Source organism: Novosphingobium sp. TK46, from assembly GCF_055361525.1.
In genome coordinates this window covers 2,466,822-2,485,840 of the sequence record NZ_CM143963.1, presented here as the reverse complement: position 1 = coordinate 2,485,840, position 19,019 = coordinate 2,466,822, and the positions used below count along the sequence as shown (strand labels likewise).

Sequence of the window (19,019 nt, the reverse complement as noted above, 5' to 3'; positions counted from 1 at the left end):
CCGTCGGTTGGAAAAAATGGGACGAGGCATGGGAAAACCACTGGAAGGCATCAAGGTCGTCGAAGTCGCGATGTGGGCGTTCGTACCCGCATGTGGCGGCATGCTCGCCGACATGGGAGCCGACGTCATCAAGATCGAGCCACCGACCGGCGACCCGTTGCGCGGTCTGCAGATCGGCAACATGGCTTCGGGAAGTGGTCGCAACATCGATTATTCCTGGGAAAGCTATAATCGCGGCAAGCGGTCGATCACCCTCGATCTCAAACAGCAGGCAGGTCGCGCGGTACTCGACCAGCTACTGGCGGACGCCGACGTTTTTCTTACCAACCTTTTGCCGCGTGCACGTCGATCGATGGAGATTGACGCCGATGCGCTGCGTCCTCGCTTTCCGAACATCATCTACGCCAGCGGCAGCGGGGTGGGCCCGCAAGGTCCAGAGATGGAAAAGGGCGGCTATGATGCGATCACGTTCTGGGCTCGCGGCGGGATCTCCTCGTCCATGACCGAAGACGGTTCCGAGCATCCGGTGGGACCGCCGGGGCCGGCATTTGGAGATACCCTGTCAGGATCGATGCTGGCCGGCGGCATCTGCGCTGCGATCGCCAAACGTGCGTTGACCGGCGAAGCTTCGGAAGTCGACGTATCGCTGCTGGGTACGGCCATGTGGTCGATGCAGCGCTATATCTGCCAGGCCACCGCAGACGGCGTCGACAAGTTTCCGCGACCCAGCGCCCGCAGGCCCAACAACGTGCTGGTCAGCAACTACCGCACGTCGGATGGTCGCTTCGTGGCGCTCTGCATGCTGCAGGCGGACAAGTACTGGGCGCCGCTGATGGCTGCCGCCGAACGGCCGGACCTGCGCGACGATCCACGGTTCGCCGATGCCAGAAGCCGACGCGAAAATCTCGACGCCTGCTACGCCGAGGTCGCGGCGATGTTCGCCTCCAGGACGCTGGCCGAATGGCGCGCGATCCTTGCCCGGCAGGATGGGCAATGGGACGTGGTGCAAAATGTCGGCGAGATGAAGCAGGATGTGCAGGTCCAGGCGAACGGTTATCTCAAGGACGTGGACTATGGCGACGGCTCGACCATTCCGATGGTCAGTGTGCCGATGCTGTTCGACCGTGAGCCGCTGTCCTCCACCCGCTCGCCGGACCTGGGCGCCGATAGCGATGCGATCCTGGCGAGCCTGGGATACGACGAGGACGCGATCATCGACCTCAAAGTACAAGGCACCGTCCTTTGATGAACGACCATGCCGGCCCGCCACCGCGCAAGCTGCCTCTGCTGGAACCGGGCAGCGCCTTCTTCTGGACCGGAGGCGAGACCGGTCGCCTGCTGATCCAGCGCTGCACCCCGTGCGGGGCGTGGCAGCACCCCCCCCTGCCCCGCTGCGCCGCCTGCGGCAGCGAGGACGTGGCGCCTCGACCGGTCAGCGGCAACGGCCGGATTGCCAGCTACACGATCAACCATGAACGCTGGTTGCCGGGGTTGGAGGTTCCCTTCGTCTTCGCGGTCATAGAACTCGAGGAACAGGCTGAACTCTACGTCTTTTCCAACATCCGCGCCCCGATCGAAACGGTCCGCATCGGCATGCCGGTCTTCGCCGCATTCGAGCGGCACGACGATGTCTGGCTGCCGATGTTTCGCATTTCGGAAACCGCTGCATGACGCTCTATCCTGAAAAGTCGTGCGCCATCACCGGCGCCGGACAGTCTGCCGTCGGACGACCCTCTTCGCGCACCGCACTGCAACTCACCGCCGATGCATGCCTGGAGGCGATCGCGGACGCCGGGCTGAGACCGAGCGACATCGACGGGATCGCGACCTATCCGGGCAAATCCTCGGAGGGCGGCGGCATAGCGCCAGTCAGTCCATCGGAAGCGGCGGCGGTGCTGGGCATCGAGCCCAAGTGGATCCTGGCGTCCGCCGAAGGGTTCAGCCACATGGCGCCGATCTTCAACGCGATCAACGCGATCGCTTGCGGCTTTGCACGACATGTCGTGGTGTTCCGCTCGGTAGCGCAGGCACAGGCACGCATGGCCTCGCGATCCTCGACCCTGATGTCGGGTCATCACAACCGCGTCGAAGGCAACAACGCCTGGACCGTGCCGTACAACGCGCTCTCGCCGATAAATACCTTTGCACTCTACGCGCAGGCCTATTTCGCCAAATATGGTGCGAACGAGAAGCAACTGGGCGCCATCGCGGTGAACAGCCGCGCCAACGCCGCGCACAATCCGAACGCGATCTATCGCAAGCCGCTCAGCTTGGACGATTACCTCGCCTCTCGGGTGATCTCCTCGCCCCTGCGTCTGTACGACTGCGACTCGCACATCGATGGCTCGACCGCGATCGTCATCTCGCATCTCGACGCTGCCAGGGATCTGAAGAACGCGCCGTTGCGCTTCGAATCGATCGGCATGGCCGTCGGCGGCCTGTGGGTGGGCAAGCACGAAGGCGATTTTACCAGCATGCCGGCCGCGGCCCGCGCCGGCGAGATGCTATGGTCGCGCACCGATCTCAGACCCGCCGACATGGATTGTGCGCAAATCTACGACGGCTTCTCGATCCATGTGTGGATGTGGATGGAAGCGCTCGGCCTCGTTCCGCGCGGGGAGGCTGCCGGCTTCGTCGAGGGTGGCAGCCGTATCGCCCGCGATGGCGAGCTTCCGCTCAATACAGGCGGCGGGCAACTCTCAGGCGGACGCTTCCACGGTTACGGCCACATCCACGAAGCGACAGTGCAATTGTGGGGACGCGCCGCGGGTCGGCAGGTCCAGGATGCGCGGACCTGCATCGTCTCCAACGGTGGGTATGGCTACGGCGCGATGATCCTGCGCCGCGATTGATCGCGCTCTCGCCTTGACCGGATAGTTCGTAAATGCGATAATGCATTCGCTATTTAGAATATGGATGTTGGGAGACTGGAGATGGGTGAAGCTGATCCGGCACTGGGTGGTGCCACCAAGCCGGCCTGGACGCTCGGACCGATTTTCGATGCGGACGCGCACATCGATCCCCCGCATGACATGTGGAAGGACTACCTGCCCGCGCATCTGAGAGATCGCGCGCCCACCATCGAACACGGGCCCGAAGGCGATTTCATCTGCTTTGAAGGCAACAAACGCCCGTTCATGATGATCAACAACCAGGCCGGACGGGAGGGGCGCAACTTCAAGATGCAGGGCCGCCTTGCCGATCAACGCAAGGTCTGGGAGCCAGCGCAGCGCCTCGCCGACATGGATGCCGATGGCATGGATGCCGCCCTGCTGTTCGGCGGCGGACCGCTCGGCACTTCCGACAACGAACTCTACATCGCCAGTTACGAAGCCTATCAGAACTGGGTTCTGGACTTCGCGGCGGCCGCGCCCGATCGGTTATTTCCGGTCGGCTATGTGCCCATGCGCGATATCGACGAGACGTGCACCCATGTGCGGCGGCTGGCCCGCAAGGGTTTCAAGGCGATCAACCTGCCGGCGTTCCCGCAGAACCCGGATGCATGGAACACCAGCTCCGGTATCGCGGCGATGAAGTCCGGCCAGGTCTCCGCGCTGACCGGCGACCCCAAAAGCTCGCTGCAATACTTCCAGCCCGAATTCGACAAGCTGTGGCAGACCGTGGTCGACGAAGGCGTCATCATCACCTTCCACCTCGGCGCTCGCGTGCCGCGCTTTGGCGAAAAGCAGCATTTCCTGGCGGACATGCCGATGAGCAAGCTCGCCATGGCCGAGCCACTCGGCATCTTCATCTTCAACTGCATCTTCGACCGCTTTCCCGACCTCAAGATCGGCAGCATGGAAAGCGGCGTCGGCTGGTTCGCCTGGTACACGGAGTACATCACCCGTACCTGGGAGAAGCAACGCTTCTGGACCCAGAGCGAGCTGAAAAACGCGCCGGTCCACTACATGGAGAACAACGTCTTCGGATCGTTCATCCAGGATCGCACCGGCATTCTGAGCCGCGACTTGCCGGGCGGCAAGAACATCATGTGGTCATCCGACTACCCGCATTCGGAAACCACATTCCCCAACTCGCACGATATCATCCTTCGTGATTTCGCCGGCGTGCCGGAGCCCGCCATCAAGGACATCATCAACAACAACGCGCGCAAGTTGTTGGGTATTTCCTGACACGAGTTATGGGGCCAAGCTGCCCCATCGCCGCACGCGGAACCGGGCCAATGCGCTGGCCCGGCTCGGAACATGCGCCGATCCGCCGCATTTCCTTCTTATGAATCAAGATCTCACGAACTCTGCCCGCAACAGTCGCTGGCCGGCTCGGTTATGGGTGGTCCGTCATGGTCAGAGTGCCGGCAACGTTGCACGCGATGCTGCCCATGCTCAGGGGGTGCACCGTATCGCTCTGGATATCCGCGATGTCGACGTGCCGCTGTCCGAACTGGGAGAGCGACAGGCCGAAGCGCTTGGGCACTGGTTCGCGTCGGGAGAGGCGCATGATCGCCCCGAGGTGATCTTGTGCAGTCCTTATGTCCGAGCGCGCGACACTGCCCGGCTGTTCCGCGAAGCTGGCGGTGCCCCGTACGACGAGCCGATCTGCGGCGATGAGCGTCTGCGCGAGAAAGAGTTCGGCATCCTCGATGGCCTGACCACCGCAGGAGTTCGCGCGGAAGAACCGCAGCAAGCCGAGTTTCGCCGCCTGCTGGGCAAGTTCTATCACCGTCCGCCCGGTGGCGAGAGCTGGTGCGATGTGATCTTCCGCCTGCGTTCGCTGCTCGACACGGTATCGCTGCACTATCACGGGCGCGCGGTCATGATCGTCGCGCATCAGGTGGTCGTGCTATGCCTACGCTACATCATCGAAAATCTGAACGAGGAACAGATCCTCGCCATCGATGCCGAAGGCGACGTGGCGAATTGCTCGGTGACGGAATATGTCTTCGATCCTCGGCAAGGTGACCATGGCGGCCTCAGGCTTGTGCGCTACAACGTGACCGCACCGGTAGCTGAAGACCCGTCGACACAGGTTACCAGCGAACCCGATGCCATGGTCGGCGCCCGCGGATGACGCCGCTGGACGATGCCTGGCTGACGGACCACCCGCTGCCGCAGATCGAGCAGGATACAGACAAGAACCGACGCGGCCGCCTGCTGATCGCCGGGGGCGCGTTGAACGTACCCGGCGCCTTGCTGCTGACGGCGGAAGCAGGCCTGCGTGCAGGGGCGGGCAAGGTACAACTCGCAGCGCCGCTCGCCATTGCCACTGCGATCGGTGTGCTCATGCCCGAAGCTGCCGTGTTCGGCTTACAGACGGGCGACAAGGGCGAACTCGGCCCCGCCCCCCACGAACTCGCGGCTTTGGTCGATCGGTGCGATGCGCTCGTTCTCGGACCGGGGACAGGACGCGATGCCGATGGCCCCGCCCTGCTTGAGGCGGTGCTCGACAAGGACAATGGCGACATCGCGTTGTTGGTCGACGCGGCCGTGCTTTGCGCGAGTGGCGACCTTGCCGACGCACTACGCGCATGGCGTGGGCCGCTGGTCTTCACGCCGCACTTCGGCGAAATGGCGACGCTGATGCGGTGCGAGGCCGATACCGTCGAAAAGAGCATGGCCGCCGCCGCCGCCGAGCGGTTCGGCGCCACCGTGGTATTGAAGGGCCCGAAAACCTGGATCGCTTCGCCCGGAGCGGAGGTGATCGAGTATCCCGGTGGCGGCCCCGGACTAGGGACGGGCGGTTCGGGCGATGTGTTGGCAGGCGTCATCGGCGGCCTGCTGGCGCGTGGCGCCGACGGACCGACCGCAGCCGGCTGGGGCGTGTGGGCGCATGGCCAGGCGGGTCGAGCACTTGCCAAGCAAGTCGCGCCGCTGGGCTTTCTTGCGCGCGAGTTGCCGCCGTTACTGCCAGGGTTGCTCTACGGCGGTGACCAGCGTGTCGGGACTACGCCGCGCTGACCTTGGTCGGGAGCCGTCGCGCGTATCAGACTCAGCAGCTCGTGCGGCTCATTTGCTCAGATCGGGAATAAGCGCGAGATAATACGTGATGCCCGGCGCGATGTTGCTTAGCGGGATACGCTCGTTCAAGCCATGCGCGAACTCGTCCGAATCCTTCACGAAGACGGGGCTGGCTCCGTAACTATCGACGCCCTTGGCACGAAACCACATGCTGTCGGAGGCACCTGACGCCTGGACGGGGAAGATCGCGACCCCCGGATAAGCCTTGCCCATCGCCTTGGTCACCGCCGCTACGAAGTCGGGTCGCAAGGGGGATGCCGGCGAAACGGTCGATTGCTCGCCGGTGATATCCTCGACCTTCACGTTCGGGTTGCCGATCACACGCTCCAGCTCCGCGCCGATTTCCTTGCGCGAATGTCCGGGAAAAACGCGGCAATTGATGTTGGCGGTGGCCTTCTGCGGCAGCGCATTCTGGGCATGGCCGCCCTGCACCATCGTCGGCACGCAGGTCGTGCTGATCTTGCCGACCTGCGAAGGATCGGCCCGCAATGTCGCGGCGGCGGCCTGATCGTTCGGGTTGGCCGCGAAAGCCCGCATCGCCGCAGCCATCGCCGGCTCCTTGAACCGGGCAGCGCCTTCGAAAAACGCCTTGGTGATCGGATTGAGCTCGGTCTTGAAATGGTAGGCCCCGATCTTCTCCAACGCCCTGGACAGTTCCACGATCGCGTTCACCGGGCGCGGCGCGGAGCTGTGTCCGCCGGGGTCGGTGATGGTGAGCTGATAATCGATGTAGGTCTTTTCGGCCCCGTCCCAGCCCCAGAAGGTCGGCTTGCCGGTCTTCTCGTCAAGCGTGCCGCCGCCGCCATCGATGTTGACGACCAGTTCCGCGCCCGACAGCTTGTCGGCCAGAATCTTGCTGGTTTTCATCGTCGTTTCCTCATCGCCCGAAAAGGCGACGACGATTGTGCGCCGAGGTTGGTAGCCCTGCCTTCGCAGCGCAATCAGCGACGATACGGTCAGGGCCGCGCTGGTCTTCATGTCGATCGATCCGCGCCCGAACAGATAGCCATTTTCCATGACAGGCTTGAACGGATCGCGCTCCCAGTCCTTGGGATCGGCCTCCACGACGTCGAGATGGCCCGAGAACACCAGCGGCTTTAGGCTCGCATCGCTCCCACGCCAGGTTGCGACGAGGTAGGCGGTATCATCGACGGGCGTGATCTCGACGTCGGCCGTGCTCCAGCCGCCCGCGACAAGCGCATCGCGGAAGAGGGCGTCCACCTCTGCGGTCTTGTTGCCGGGCCCCGCGACCGAACGCAAGGCGATGGCCTTTTGCGCCAGGTCGAGCGCCTGCTTTTGCGCAGGATCGTTCGCCGCTGCGCTTGTCTGGACCGGTAACAGCCCCAGCGCGGCGGTGCAGACCAGTGCGATCATCGAAGCGCGTGCGTTCACGTATAATTCCCTCGGTATCCAAGCGCAAACGCTACAGCCTGATCCGCCGCTCCCGCAACCTCGCGCTTAGACTCGTACCCGCATCAGGCGACCTTGAGCCGCCGCCGCATCGTCTCGTCATCCATCATCTGCGTGCCGCGCAAGTGACCGAGCCGAACCCCGGTGCACGTCATCTTGAATTCGGCGAACGCCTCGTACCATTCCAGTCCCTTGGCCGATTTGCCACTGACTTCCTCCCACAGCGCCACCGTTTCGTCATGGCTGCCCATGCCCTCTAGCGGAGCGCCGTATGTCGAGCGGGGGCCATGCATGGTTTCCGCGATGACACAGAACCAGGCGAGATCGTGAAGCGCGCCGCCCAACGATGGCTGCTCCCAGTCCATGACCGCGACCACGTCGCAGTTCTCATCGAACATCATGTTGCCGATGCGCGCGTCGCCCCAGACCAGGCCGCTGGGCTGATGCTCGGGCCATAATCCCTTGAGACGATCCATCGCCGCGCGCAGAATCGGTTGGGGCGCCGTCTCTTCCAGCCAGTCGACGAAGCGGGTGTACTTGTCCCACTCCTGGAGCAATCCCCGCCGGGCACCCTCGGGTCCCTCGAGGAAAGAGAACCGATCGTCCGCAATTGTCTGGATCAGGGCAAGTTGCGTCACGGCGTTGTGCCACAAGGTCCGCCGCTGCGCGACCGTCGCCTCGGTCATCCAACCGCTACGCGAATACGGCGGGATGCTGACCGGTACCCGGCCATCGACCTTCCTCATGACGAAGAACGGCTTGCCCAGAATGGTCGGGTCGCGCTCTAGCCAGAATGGCTCGGCGACACGGACGCGGCCATCTTCATGCAGCGCCTTCATGATAAGGTACTGCTCTTCGAACAGGTTGTCCGGAAAAACGGTGAACGCCTCGGGGCGGATCCGCACCACACAGCCGAGTTCGTGATCCCGACCCGCCTGGCGATAGCGCGCATCGAACAGGATCGTCTCGTGCGACTGCCCCGCTCCGCGAGGATACGCCAGGTTGGCGATCGTGATATCGGACGCACCATCCAGACGCTGACCCATCCAGCGCGACAACTGGCGCGCAAGGATGTCGAGATCACGAACCTCGGGCGCGACGATGACATCGGACATACTGCTCTCCCTTATGCCGACAACCTATCAATTCACATAAGCGAATTATTGTTCGGATATGGATAACAGTTAAGTGGATGCGATAGCCCGGTCAAGCGTTGCCGGGCCTTGGCTAAACGCCATAGGCCTCAATCCTCGTCAGCGGGCTCGACACGGCCGGTCAGGAAATCGGACACGCGTGCGCACGCGGCCTGCAAGCGCTCGCCGGCAACCACCAGCTGCGAGCCGGTCTGCGCGTCGTGGAAACCCGCCATAAGCAGCAGGATCATCGTGCGACCACCCGCGTCATAGATGGGCGCCATGATCGCGGCCAGGGGATAACGCTCATCCTTGTCCACCATCAGCAATGGCCGCACTGGGGGGTCATCGCGCGCAGTGCGCGACTCCGGGGCGATATCGCCTGCCTTCCAGGTCGCTCCGGGACGCCGCACCAGCGCGAGGTATCCATGCTCGCGCACGTGTTCCATCGCGATGGTCATCGCCTCGCTGCGTTCCTTGTCGATGTCAGGAAAATTGCGTTCGAGCCAGGCTTCGCTCTCCTTGGGAGCCTTGGCGAAGAAGACACTCGCCTGCACCGTCGTCAACGGCATGCGCGAACCGAGCGGTACGGGATAGCCGACATGGCTGGCCGACGTCGATCGCTCGCGCAGATGCATCATGTCGCCTTCGAGGAAGTATGCGCCGCACACCACGTCGAATTCGTCGGCGATGGCGCGCATCTCGGGCTGGGCGACCTGGAGCGGAGAGAAATGCTCGGCAGCGATGCGCCCGATGTTCACCAGAGCCGGTCCCAGAACGTAAGTCTTTTCGCCTGTGCGATAGAGATATCCGACATCGACCAGCCCCGTCAGCAAGGCATGACAGGTCGCCCGGCTCAGCTTGAGCGCGCGCACGAGGTCGGTCAGAGCAAACGCCTTTCCCGGGTGATCGGCGATGAAGTTCAGGATCGACGCGACGCGGCGCACGCCGGGAGAAGAGCGCGACATAAAGACTTTCGCTATTTCGAATTGCGGGTAAGTCGTTGCGTCTCGCGCGTCAATCCCGCGGCTTGTGATCGACGGGCGCCAGCCTCAATCGCGGATCGCTGCTGGCGCCACCTCTGAGCTACGCCCCAGCCGTTCCGCCAGCAATGCGGCGATTTCACGCCGCGCCACCTTGTTCGAGGCGAGCAGTGGCACTTCTTCGCGTGTCAGCGACAGATACACGCGCGGCACCTTGTAACTGGACAGTTGCTCGCGGAGCTTGCCCTCAATCGCGGCAAAATCCAGATCCGCGCCGTCGCGCGCGACGACCGCCGCCGCCAGGAGCTGGCCACGTTCGGGGTCGGGCAGACCGACGACGTAGGCATTGTGGACCCCGTCGAGCGCCTGCATCTCCATCTCGACCTCGGCGGGGGAAACGTTCGAACCCGCGGTCTTTATCATGTCCCCGCTGCGGCCGACGAAGTGCAGTCGCCTGCCCTGCGTTCGCATCTCGACCAGGCACATGTCTCCGGTCCGGTAATATCCGTCGGCGGTGTAGTAATCGTCACGGCGCAGCTTGTGCAGACCGGTGGCGACGGCAAGCCCGCGCAACTGCATTTCGCCGACCTCACCGTCGGCAACAGGACGATCATGTTCGTCGGCGATCCGCACTTCGTAGCCAGGGGCGATGTGGTCCAGTGGCGCACATACCGGATAACCCGGCGCGCGAAAGTCGTCGGCCCATGAATAAGGGCCGAGCGTCTCGCTCATTCCGAGGCCCCACCACGGCTTGGGCGCTCCGGAAAGCCGCGCCAGATCTTCGTCCGACAACACCGAGCCCATCGCCATGCGACTGTCGTTGAGTGTCTTGTCGGCACAGATGGTCGTCGCCCCGGCCTCCCAGTTGGGCAGCAGCGTCATCATCAGCCCGCCCACCCAGAACATCGGCAACATGGCGCGGGCCTGTTTCCCCTTTGTCGCGCCCAGCATCCCGACCAGCCAGTGGCTGCGGAACAGGACGGCGGCATGGGTGTGCTTGACCCCTTTTGGCAAAGCCATCGAACCCGAAGTGTAGATTTCGACGATCTGGTCCGTCGGATGGACTTCGCTTTCCACCTCGCGCAGCAATTCGTCGCTGACCCCGGCGGCGGCCGCGATAACTTCGCCGACATCGCGGATCGTCGGCGGCAAATCGGCGCCGTGGGAGATGATCGTGCGCAAATAAGGCACGCGGGCAATGCGCAGGTCGGCGGTCGCACCCTCGCGCAGTTCTCCCAATGCATCGCACAACCGCTCGACATAGTCCTTCCCAAGCTGCTCGCGCTGCAGATAGAGAAATTGCACGTCCGACTGGCGCAGAACGCGCACAAGTTCGTTGGCGCGGATCATCGTGCTGATCGGCACCGCGATCGCGCCGATCCGCGCGGCAGCGGCAAACCAGAGCGCGAAGCGCGGGCCGTTGCCGCAGATGAAGCCGATGCGACTTGCCTTGCCCGCGCCCATCGCCAGCAGGCCGCGCGCGAGCATCGCGGACTGATCGTCCAGCTCGGTGAAAGTCGCGCTCTCGTCGGGGATCGAGGCATCGCGCAGGACCACCGCCGGCAGTTCGCCATAAGCCGCGGCTGCCGAGCGGATCAGCTGCGGGAACGTCGCCGCTTCATGCGGAAGATTGCGGGCAACAGGCTCTTGGCTCAAGACGGCATCCTCTCCATTATTCTTATCGCCTGTCAGTCTCGCAATTCACTGACGGCAGCATGACCCACCCGGACGTCAATCACACCCGCCCGGTTTGTAGGTTTGGCAGTTCACCCACGCAAATTAAAAGTCGCGATATCGAATTTACATCAGCTTTCTGTAAACGCGAAGGGTTGTGGTGGCCGGCGATATTCATCCGTAAGGATGTCGCGGCCGATCGGCGGGGCCGAACGCGCTTCGCATTCGACACGTTGGCATAGCCGGCACGTTACCCCGATCGGAGTGTTAGCGCTTTCGTCGTCCTGCGCATAAACCAGCCGCGGTGCTTCGGAGGCCGCACAAGCCAGCGCGATCGCGCGCAGGATCCGCGGTCTGCGGTGGCCACCCCCGCCGCTCGTCACGGTCCGGGCAATCGAGAAGAAGCGCTGGCCATCGGGCAATTCTAGCCTCTGCGTCAGCACCGCCCCGGGCGAGCGGAACGTGCTGTGTACGCTCCACAGAGGGCAGCCACCACCATGAGCGGCGAAGGGGAAACCCGCTCCGTCGAGACGCTTGGAAATATTGCCGGCTTCATCGACCCGAACGAGAAAGAAAGGCACCCCCTCCTGCCCCGGTCGCTGCAGCGTGGCCAGCCGGTGAGCGACTTGCTCGAAGCTTGCGCCGAACATCCCGGCGATCGCTTCGATATCGTACTTTCGCGCCTCCACCGTGCGCGCGAACCGATCATACGGCATGACGATCGCGGCGGCGGCATAGCCGGCCAGGCCGCGCCGGACGAGCAGTTGCGCAGTGGTGCTGGAAAATTCCTCTTCACGCAATGTCTGGGCTATTTCCGTTCGCAGCGAGGCGTAGGCGATGTGCAGCGCGATCTGGAAGGTTCGCGTCGCCGGTGCCAGCGTATCCGCGATCAGAAGTTGCTGGTTGTGGCGATCGAACCGTCGCAGCGCGTCGGCCAGGACATCGGGCGGCAGAAACCGCACGCGCACGCCTTTCTTGGCCAGAAAACGCACCGCGCCGCCATCGGCCTCGATCTCGGCGGCCAGATCTTCGGCCCGCCGGTCGAGCAGATCGACGTAGTTGCGGCGATTGGCGATAAAACGCTGGGCTTCGGCGACAGGGTCGTTCTCATCCCCATCCCCCGACCCGGACCGGCGGGCCGCCAAGGCCTGCTGCTCGCGGATATAGGCGCCATGCAACCGCAGGAGTGCTTCGGAAACTCCGGGAAAGCTGGTTGCCAGATCCGAAACCTCCAGCGGCGGCATATCGATATCGGAAAAGATCGGATCGCGCAGGACGTCGGCGATTCGCCGGGCGTAGCTCTCCCCGTCTTCGCTGGCCAGATCCGTGACGTCGAGCCGGTAGGTGCGTGCCAGACGCACCAGCATGTCCGCCGTGATCGGCCGTTGGTTGCGCTCCAGCAACGCGACATACGATGCGGAAATGCCAAGGTCCTCGGCCATCACCGACTGGGTCAAACCCAGTTCACGTCGCAGCCTGCGAAGGCGTGGTCCCAGATAGAGAGAGCGATTCTCAGCCATACAACCAGCTTTGTCACGCCTACACAACTTTACAAGCTTCATCTGTAAGGTTTGACAGACTGACACCAGGTAGGGTTCCGGGCCGTCGAACCACGGCATATCCAAGGGCTAACGAAATTGAGCAATCCGAGGACGTATCGTGACCTATCAGCAGACCATCGCCAAAGCCGATGACGCCATCACCGCCGAACCCAACTGGAACGGCATCGAGGCGCAGTCCGTCGCGCGTATGCGCTTGCAGAACCGGTTCCACACCGGCCTCGACATCGCCAAGTACACCGCCAAGATCATGCGCCAAGACATGGCCGCCTATGACGCAGACCCTGCGAACTACACCCAGTCGCTGGGTTGCTGGCATGGCTTCATCGGTCAGCAGAAGATCATCAGCATCAAGAAGCACTTTGGCACCACGAAGGGCCGTTACCTCTATCTGTCCGGCTGGATGGTCGCGGCGCTGCGCAGCGAGTTCGGCCCGCTGCCGGACCAGTCGATGCATGAAAAGACCAGCGTTCCGGCCCTGGTCCAAGAGCTTTACACCTTCCTGAAGCAGGCCGACGCCCGCGAACTGGGCGGCCTTTTCCGCGATCTCGACAAAGCGCACGAAGCTGGCGACGAGATGGAAGCCAAGCGCATCGAACACGCGATCGACAACTACGAGACGCATGTCGTTCCGATCATCGCCGACATCGATGCCGGCTTCGGGAACGCCGAAGCGACCTACCTGCTCGCCAAGAAGTTCATCGAGGCCGGCGCCTGCTGCCTGCAGATCGAGAACCAGGTTTCGGACGAAAAGCAGTGTGGCCACCAGGACGGCAAGGTCACCGTGCCGCATGAGGACTTCATCGCCAAGATCCGCGCCATACGTTACGCGTTCATGGAGATGGGCGTCGATGACGGCCTGATCGTCGCCCGCACCGACTCGCTGGGCGCCGGCCTGACCAAGCAGATCGCCTTCACCCGCGAAGCCGGCGATATCGGCGACCAGTACAACAGCTTCCTCGATTGCGAGGAAGTCAGCACCGTCGGCCATGGCGAGGTTCTGATCAGCCGCGACGGCAAGCTGATGAAGCCCAAGCGCCTGCCCTCCAACCTCTACCAGTTCCGCTCGGGCACCGGCGAGGACCGCTGCGTCCTCGATTGCATCGAGGCGCTGGAGAAGGGCGCCGACCTGCTGTGGATCGAGACCGAGAAGCCGCACATCGCCCAGATCGGCGGCATGGTCAGCCGCATCCGCGAGGTGATCCCCAATGCCAAGCTGGTCTACAACAACTCACCCAGCTTCAACTGGACACTCAACTTCCGCCAGCAGGTGTTCGACGCGTGGCAGCAGGCCGGCAATGATGTCTCGGGCTACGACCGCGCCCGCTTGATGAGTGTGGATTACGACGGCACCGAACTTGGCATCGAGGCCGATGAACGCATCCGCACCTTCCAGAAGGACGCGGCGCGCGAAGCGGGGATCTTCCACCACCTGATAACCCTGCCAACGTACCACACCGCCGCGCTGTCGACCGACAACCTGGCCAAGGAATACTTCGGCGAGGCGGGCATGCTCGGCTACGTCAAGGGCGTCCAGCGCGAGGAGATCCGTCAGGGCATCGCTTGCGTGCGCCACCAGAACATGGCCGGCTCCGACGTCGGCGACGATCACAAGGAGTATTTCGCCGGTGAAGCCGCCCTCAAGGCCGGCGGCGCCCACAACACCATGAACCAGTTCGCTGCCTGAGAACGCTCGAAGGAGATCTGTGATGACCGATACCACCACCACGGCAGAACCCACCCGCGCTCGCGCCGTGCTTTCGAACGAAGACTTCAAGCTGCTGCAGGAAGCCGTCGTCTTCTACATCAAGGCGCATGAGGACGATCCGATCTCGTCCAAGTATGCCAACCTGCATCACCGCCTCGGCAGCGCCATTCGCCGCTAGGCATCTCGCCATCGGGCGGTCCGATGGCGAGAGAGAGTTTCCTGGGGAGGAAAACCGCGGCCCGCCGTGCGAAAGCATGGCGGGCCCTTTTGCGTTCTTCGCCCTGCGGGTCAGGTCGGCAGCAAAGTGGCCCCGCGCACGTTTGTACTCTCAGGCATAGGCATGCATGGCGCTGATGGATGCCGGTATAGAGTACTGACAATGCAGACAGATTCCGCCCCGACTATCGCGCACATCAACGCCATTGGCACCGCCGTTCCGCCCAACAACGTGCACGAGGCGTTTCGCGGTCTGATCGACCACATGCTGCCCGACCGTCGCAACCGGGCGATCTACGAACGCATGGCGAGACGATCGGGGATCGAACGGCGGTACTCGTTCATCGAGCCGGCCATCACGGACGACGGGCAGACCACCGACACCGAGCGCTTCTACATACGTGGGGCTTTCCCCACGACGGCCGAACGCATGGAGCGGTACGAGCGCTGGGCGCCAGGCCTGGCCTTGCAGGCGATCGAACAGCTGGACGGTGATATCGCCGGCCAGGGCATCACCCATGTCGTCGTGGCGAGCTGCACCGGGTTCGTCGCGCCCGGCCTGGACCAGATCCTGATCCGCAAGACCGGGATCGATCCATCCGCCGAACGGACCCTCGTCGGTTTTATGGGCTGTTACGCCGCCGTCAACGCACTGCGGCTTGCCCATCACATCGTACGCTCGACGCCCGAGGCACGAGTGCTGGTGGTCAATGTCGAACTGTGCACGCTTCACCTCCAGCAGACCGAAGAGGTGGAGCGATTGCTGGCGATGCTCCTGTTCAGCGACGGTGCCTCCGCCGCGCTGATCACGTCCGAGCCCAAAGGGATCGCACTCACCGACTTTCGCGCGGCTGCTATTCCGGGCTCCGATGATCTCATCACCTGGCGTATCGGCGACCAGGGTTTCGCGATGCACCTTGACGGACAAGTACCGCTGCGGATCGCCGAGGCTCTCGAACACGAGCGCCAGCGCAACGATGACACGGGCATCCTGCGCGGCCGATCGCCTGCGGACTACGATCTGTGGGCGGTCCACGCCGGGGGTCGCTCGATCCTTGATGCGGTGGAGCGAGCACTCGAACTTCCGGAAGACGCGCTAGAACCATCGCGGACGGTCTTGCGTGAAAAGGGCAATATGTCGTCGGCCACGCTGATGTTCGTGCTTGCACGGATGATGGCGGCGCGCCGCCCACAGGACGGTCCAAGGTCGGGCCTGGGCATGGCTTTCGGTCCTGGCCTCGCCGCCGAGACCTTCCGCTTCGATCTTCTGTGACCGTGCCGGACTTGCGCAGCCGCGCACGCGGCGCAGAAATGATGGATGGAGATGACGTCGCGCCAAGCGACTACGCCGCTTGCATGGCCGATCTGGCGCAGGTCAACACGGTGACTCTGGCGCGACGGCCCACCCTGGCCTTCATCTCGCAGGCGATCGCGCATCTCCCGCCGAACCCCACGATCCTCGACGTGGGATTCGGCGCCGGCGACATGCTGCGCGCGATCGCCACCATGCTTCACCGCCGGGGCATCCCGGCGCGTCTTATCGGCATCGACCTCAACCCCCGTAGCGAGGGCGCCGCGCGCGGATTGACACCGACCAACGACGCGGCAATGGCCGCCATCGAGTGGCGCACCGGCGATGCCTTCGCTCTCGGCCCCGCCGACCGCCCGGACATCGTCATCAGCTCTCTCGTCACCCACCACATGGACGACGCAGAAATCGTGCGCTTCCTGGCCTGGATGGAGGCAACCGCCCGACATGGCTGGTTCGTCAACGACCTGCACCGCCATCGCATCGCCTATTGGGGCATCACCACGATGGCTAGGATCGCGCGCTGGCATCGTTTCGTGCGCCACGATGGCCCCCTGTCGGTGGCGCGCAGCTTCCGCCGGGCGGATTGGCAGGCCTTGCTGGCGCGGGCTGGCGTATCGACGCGCGCCACGGTGCGCTGGCGCTTTCCTTTCCGCTACTGTGTGGAGCGGCGCGCGTGGTAAATCCGATCGTGGTGATCGGCGGTGGCCTGGCCGGTGGTGCCGTCGCCACGAAGCTGGCGCGTGCCGGGCGTGCGGTCACAGTGCTGGAGCGCGAAAACGGACCGCATGAAAAAGTCTGCGGCGAGTTTCTGTCGGTCGAAGCTTGCCACGATCTCGACCGCCTGGGCCTTCCACCGCAATCGCTGGGCAGCGTCGCCCTGGACACGGTGCGCGTACACCACGGTCGCCATAGCGTCGAAGCACCGCTGCCGTTCATCGCGCATTCGCTGAGCCGGGCGCGATTGGACGAGGCGCTGCTGCAATCCGCCGCCGCTGCCGGCGCAGAGGTGCTGCGCGGTGTGCGTGTGACCGGTATCAGCGGCGACACCGTCCTGGCATCGGACCGAGCCCGAACTTCGCAGCACATCCTGCTCGCGACCGGCAAACACGACTTGCGCGGTCTGCCGCGCACCGCCCCGGCAACGCGGGACGGCTATGTCGGCTTCAAGATGCATTATCGCCTCACCCCCGCAGCCCTGGCAAAAGTCGGCACCGCCATCGAGTTGCTCGTGTTTGCGCAAGGCTACGCAGGATTGCAGCGGGTCGGCGAACACGACGCCAACCTCTGCTTGGTGGTCAAGCGGACGCATCTGGCGGATGTCGGCAACAGTTGGGACACACTGCTCGACGACCTGCGGAGTGATGCCGTACTCGCGGATCGGCTCGATGGTGCGGTGCCCCTTTTCACCAGGCCGCTTGCGATCGCCAATCTACCGTACGGCTACATCTATCGCCCCCAAGCGCTATCAGACGGCATCTGGCGGCTGGGCGATCAGGCGGCGATGACCGCGTCGCTCACCGGCGACGGGATGGCGGGCGCATTGCGAAGCGCGCATCTTGCCGCCGATTGTCTTGAAGCCGGCACAAGTGCTGCCTGTTTTCAGAGGTTGCTGGCCGAGCAGACTACTCGCCAGGTGCACCGTGCCATGCTGCTCCAGCGGATGGCGGAAAGCAAAAGCGCACTGCGCCTGGGGATGATGGCAGCGCGGATCTGGCCGGCATTGTTGACGATGAGCGCGCGGGCGACGCGCCTATCCGCGTAGGGTGTGCTCGCGCAGGTTCAGGTGCTTCCGTGTGTCCGGCCTGATTGATGCAGCCATCATCACGGCTGCTGGCCTGTATGGAGATCGCGGATCGGGTCCATGACGCTTTCGCGCGCTCGAAGCGCTTGGCCACTCTCTGGTTTTCCCGACCCCGTCTTCTGACCGTTGCGCCATACCTCTCTACTGACCTTCCTTGCGTCCCTGACGCCTCAAGCCTTGGCGGGTTACACTGCCGCGGCCGGAGCTCTGTAGGACCCGCCATGCGCCATCAGCGCCCAGACGATCCTAGCCATCTTGTTGGCGAGTGCGACGGTGACGAGCATGCGCGGCTTGCGCGTCAACATGCCGGCCAGCCATGCGCTAGCTTTATCGGGGTTACGTGCAGCGACCTTGGTCGCTGAGCTTGCGCCCAGGATCAGCAGCCGTCTCAAGCTGCGCTCGCCCATTTTCGTGGTGCGCCCGAGCCGCTCCTTGCCGCCGCTGGAGTGCTGCCTTGGGACGAGCCCGAGCCAGGCTGCAAAGTCACGCCCCCGCTTGAAGGTGTTAGCAGCCGGCGCAAGCGCAACCAACGCCGTTGCCACCACAGGGCCAACACCTGGAATAGTCATCAGCCGCTTGGCGACGGGATCAACCTTTGCGCGAGTGGCGATCTCACGATCGAGAAGAGCGATCTGCGATTGCAGCGCCTGAAAGCTGTCCGCCATGATCACGAGCACCGGCCGTGCTTCATCCGGGATGTCGGATGCAGGATCTCGGACCAGTTCGACCAGCTTGCTAACGTGGCCCACGCCTTGGCGCACGATGTAGCCGAACTCGGTAAGATGCCCGCGCAAGGCGTTTATCAGCTGCGTGCGCTGGCGAACGAGCAGATCACGGGTACGAAAGACTACCGCTGAAGCCTGGGCCTGCGCGCTCTTGCCTTGCACGAACCGCATCGTTGGGCGCTGAGCTGCCTCACAGATCGCTTCCGCATCAGCCATGTCGTTCTTCTGGCGTTTCACAAACGGCTTCACGTACGCCGGTGGGATGAGCCGTGTGTCATGACCCAAGCCTCCGATCTCACGCGCCCAATAATGAGCGCTTGCACATGCCTCCATCGCAACAATGCATTGCGGCAAGGACGCGAAGAAGGGCAGGACCTGGCCTCGGCGCAGCTTCTTGCGAAACACAACAGATCCATTCGGTCCTGAGCCGTGAACCTGAAAAACCGACTTGGCCAAGTCGATGCCGACTATGCTAACCTCATCCATGGACGCCTCCAACAGTGGTGTTTCAACACCTCCACTA

Annotated in this window: 17 protein-coding genes; 11 read left to right on the top strand and 6 right to left on the bottom strand. The window is 63.6% G+C overall.

Annotated features, from left to right (window positions below):
- The first annotated feature begins 28 nt into the window (after positions 1–28).
- The 6 genes from ACXJ1Z_RS11870 (at position 29) to ACXJ1Z_RS11845 (ending at position 5,915) form a co-directional block, all read left to right on the top strand.
- Positions 29–1,246 (top strand): CaiB/BaiF CoA transferase family protein, encoded by a 1,218-nt coding sequence (locus ACXJ1Z_RS11870; protein WP_463776881.1) that lies wholly within the window; start codon positions 29–31, stop codon positions 1,244–1,246.
- Complete coding sequence (locus tag ACXJ1Z_RS11865; RefSeq protein ID WP_463776880.1) at positions 1,246–1,671, top strand: Zn-ribbon domain-containing OB-fold protein; 426 nt, start codon at positions 1,246–1,248, stop codon at positions 1,669–1,671. Before ACXJ1Z_RS11870 ends, ACXJ1Z_RS11865 begins: the two co-directional genes overlap by 1 nt.
- Positions 1,668–2,852 (top strand): thiolase family protein, encoded by a 1,185-nt coding sequence (locus ACXJ1Z_RS11860; RefSeq protein WP_463776878.1) that lies wholly within the window; start codon positions 1,668–1,670, stop codon positions 2,850–2,852. Before ACXJ1Z_RS11865 ends, ACXJ1Z_RS11860 begins: the two co-directional genes overlap by 4 nt.
- Positions 2,853–2,933: 81 nt before the next feature.
- A complete protein-coding gene (locus tag ACXJ1Z_RS11855) occupies positions 2,934–4,133 on the top strand; it encodes an amidohydrolase family protein (protein WP_463776877.1) in 1,200 nt (399 codons plus the stop codon).
- A 100-nt stretch (positions 4,134–4,233) separates the two neighbouring features.
- On the top strand, positions 4,234–5,028 hold the full coding sequence (locus ACXJ1Z_RS11850) for a histidine phosphatase family protein (protein ID WP_463776876.1): 795 nt from the start codon (positions 4,234–4,236) through the stop codon (positions 5,026–5,028).
- Positions 5,025–5,915, top strand: coding sequence for an NAD(P)H-hydrate dehydratase (locus ACXJ1Z_RS11845; protein ID WP_463776875.1), 891 nt, complete (start codon positions 5,025–5,027; stop codon positions 5,913–5,915). Before ACXJ1Z_RS11850 ends, ACXJ1Z_RS11845 begins: the two co-directional genes overlap by 4 nt.
- A gap of 48 nt (positions 5,916–5,963) precedes the next feature.
- Here the strand turns inward: ACXJ1Z_RS11845 and ACXJ1Z_RS11840 are convergent, their stop codons facing one another.
- The 5 genes from ACXJ1Z_RS11840 to ACXJ1Z_RS11820 form a co-directional block, all read right to left on the bottom strand.
- A complete protein-coding gene (locus ACXJ1Z_RS11840) occupies positions 5,964–7,367 on the bottom strand; it encodes a M20/M25/M40 family metallo-hydrolase (RefSeq protein WP_463776874.1) in 1,404 nt (467 codons plus the stop codon).
- An 83-nt stretch (positions 7,368–7,450) separates the two neighbouring features.
- Complete coding sequence (locus tag ACXJ1Z_RS11835) at positions 7,451–8,500, bottom strand: phosphotransferase family protein (protein WP_463776873.1); 1,050 nt, start codon at positions 8,498–8,500, stop codon at positions 7,451–7,453.
- Positions 8,501–8,628: 128 nt separating this feature from the next.
- The gene (locus ACXJ1Z_RS11830; RefSeq protein WP_463776872.1) at positions 8,629–9,486 is read right to left on the bottom strand and encodes an IclR family transcriptional regulator; all 858 of its coding nucleotides are present in this window, start codon (positions 9,484–9,486) and stop codon (positions 8,629–8,631) included.
- An 84-nt stretch (positions 9,487–9,570) separates the two neighbouring features.
- Positions 9,571–11,157, bottom strand: a complete 1,587-nt coding sequence (locus ACXJ1Z_RS11825; RefSeq protein WP_463776870.1) for a class I adenylate-forming enzyme family protein — start codon at positions 11,155–11,157, stop codon at positions 9,571–9,573.
- A 149-nt stretch (positions 11,158–11,306) separates the two neighbouring features.
- Positions 11,307–12,695 carry a helix-turn-helix domain-containing protein gene (locus ACXJ1Z_RS11820; RefSeq protein WP_463776869.1) on the bottom strand — a complete coding sequence of 463 codons (1,389 nt, stop codon included), beginning with the start codon at positions 12,693–12,695 and terminating at the stop codon, positions 11,307–11,309.
- A gap of 139 nt (positions 12,696–12,834) precedes the next feature.
- Between ACXJ1Z_RS11820 and ACXJ1Z_RS11815 the strand changes: the two genes are divergently transcribed.
- The 5 genes from ACXJ1Z_RS11815 (at position 12,835) to ACXJ1Z_RS11795 (ending at position 17,732) form a co-directional block, all read left to right on the top strand.
- Positions 12,835–14,421, top strand: a complete 1,587-nt coding sequence (locus tag ACXJ1Z_RS11815; protein ID WP_463776867.1) for an isocitrate lyase — start codon at positions 12,835–12,837, stop codon at positions 14,419–14,421.
- Between the two features lie 22 nt (positions 14,422–14,443).
- Positions 14,444–14,620 (top strand): hypothetical protein, encoded by a 177-nt coding sequence (locus ACXJ1Z_RS11810; protein ID WP_463776866.1) that lies wholly within the window; start codon positions 14,444–14,446, stop codon positions 14,618–14,620.
- 201 nt (positions 14,621–14,821) lie between these two features.
- Positions 14,822–15,931 (top strand): type III polyketide synthase, encoded by a 1,110-nt coding sequence (locus ACXJ1Z_RS11805; protein WP_463776864.1) that lies wholly within the window; start codon positions 14,822–14,824, stop codon positions 15,929–15,931.
- Between the two features lie 38 nt (positions 15,932–15,969).
- A complete protein-coding gene (locus ACXJ1Z_RS11800; protein ID WP_463776862.1) occupies positions 15,970–16,650 on the top strand; it encodes a methyltransferase domain-containing protein in 681 nt (226 codons plus the stop codon).
- Entirely contained in the window at positions 16,644–17,732 is a 1,089-nt protein-coding gene (locus ACXJ1Z_RS11795; RefSeq protein WP_463776861.1) for an NAD(P)/FAD-dependent oxidoreductase, read from the top strand. Before ACXJ1Z_RS11800 ends, ACXJ1Z_RS11795 begins: the two co-directional genes overlap by 7 nt.
- A 224-nt stretch (positions 17,733–17,956) precedes the next feature.
- On the opposite strand, the gene ACXJ1Z_RS11790 is transcribed toward ACXJ1Z_RS11795, so the two are convergent.
- A complete protein-coding gene (locus ACXJ1Z_RS11790) occupies positions 17,957–18,982 on the bottom strand; it encodes an IS110 family RNA-guided transposase (protein WP_463781236.1) in 1,026 nt (341 codons plus the stop codon).
- Positions 18,983–19,019: the final 37 nt, after the last annotated feature.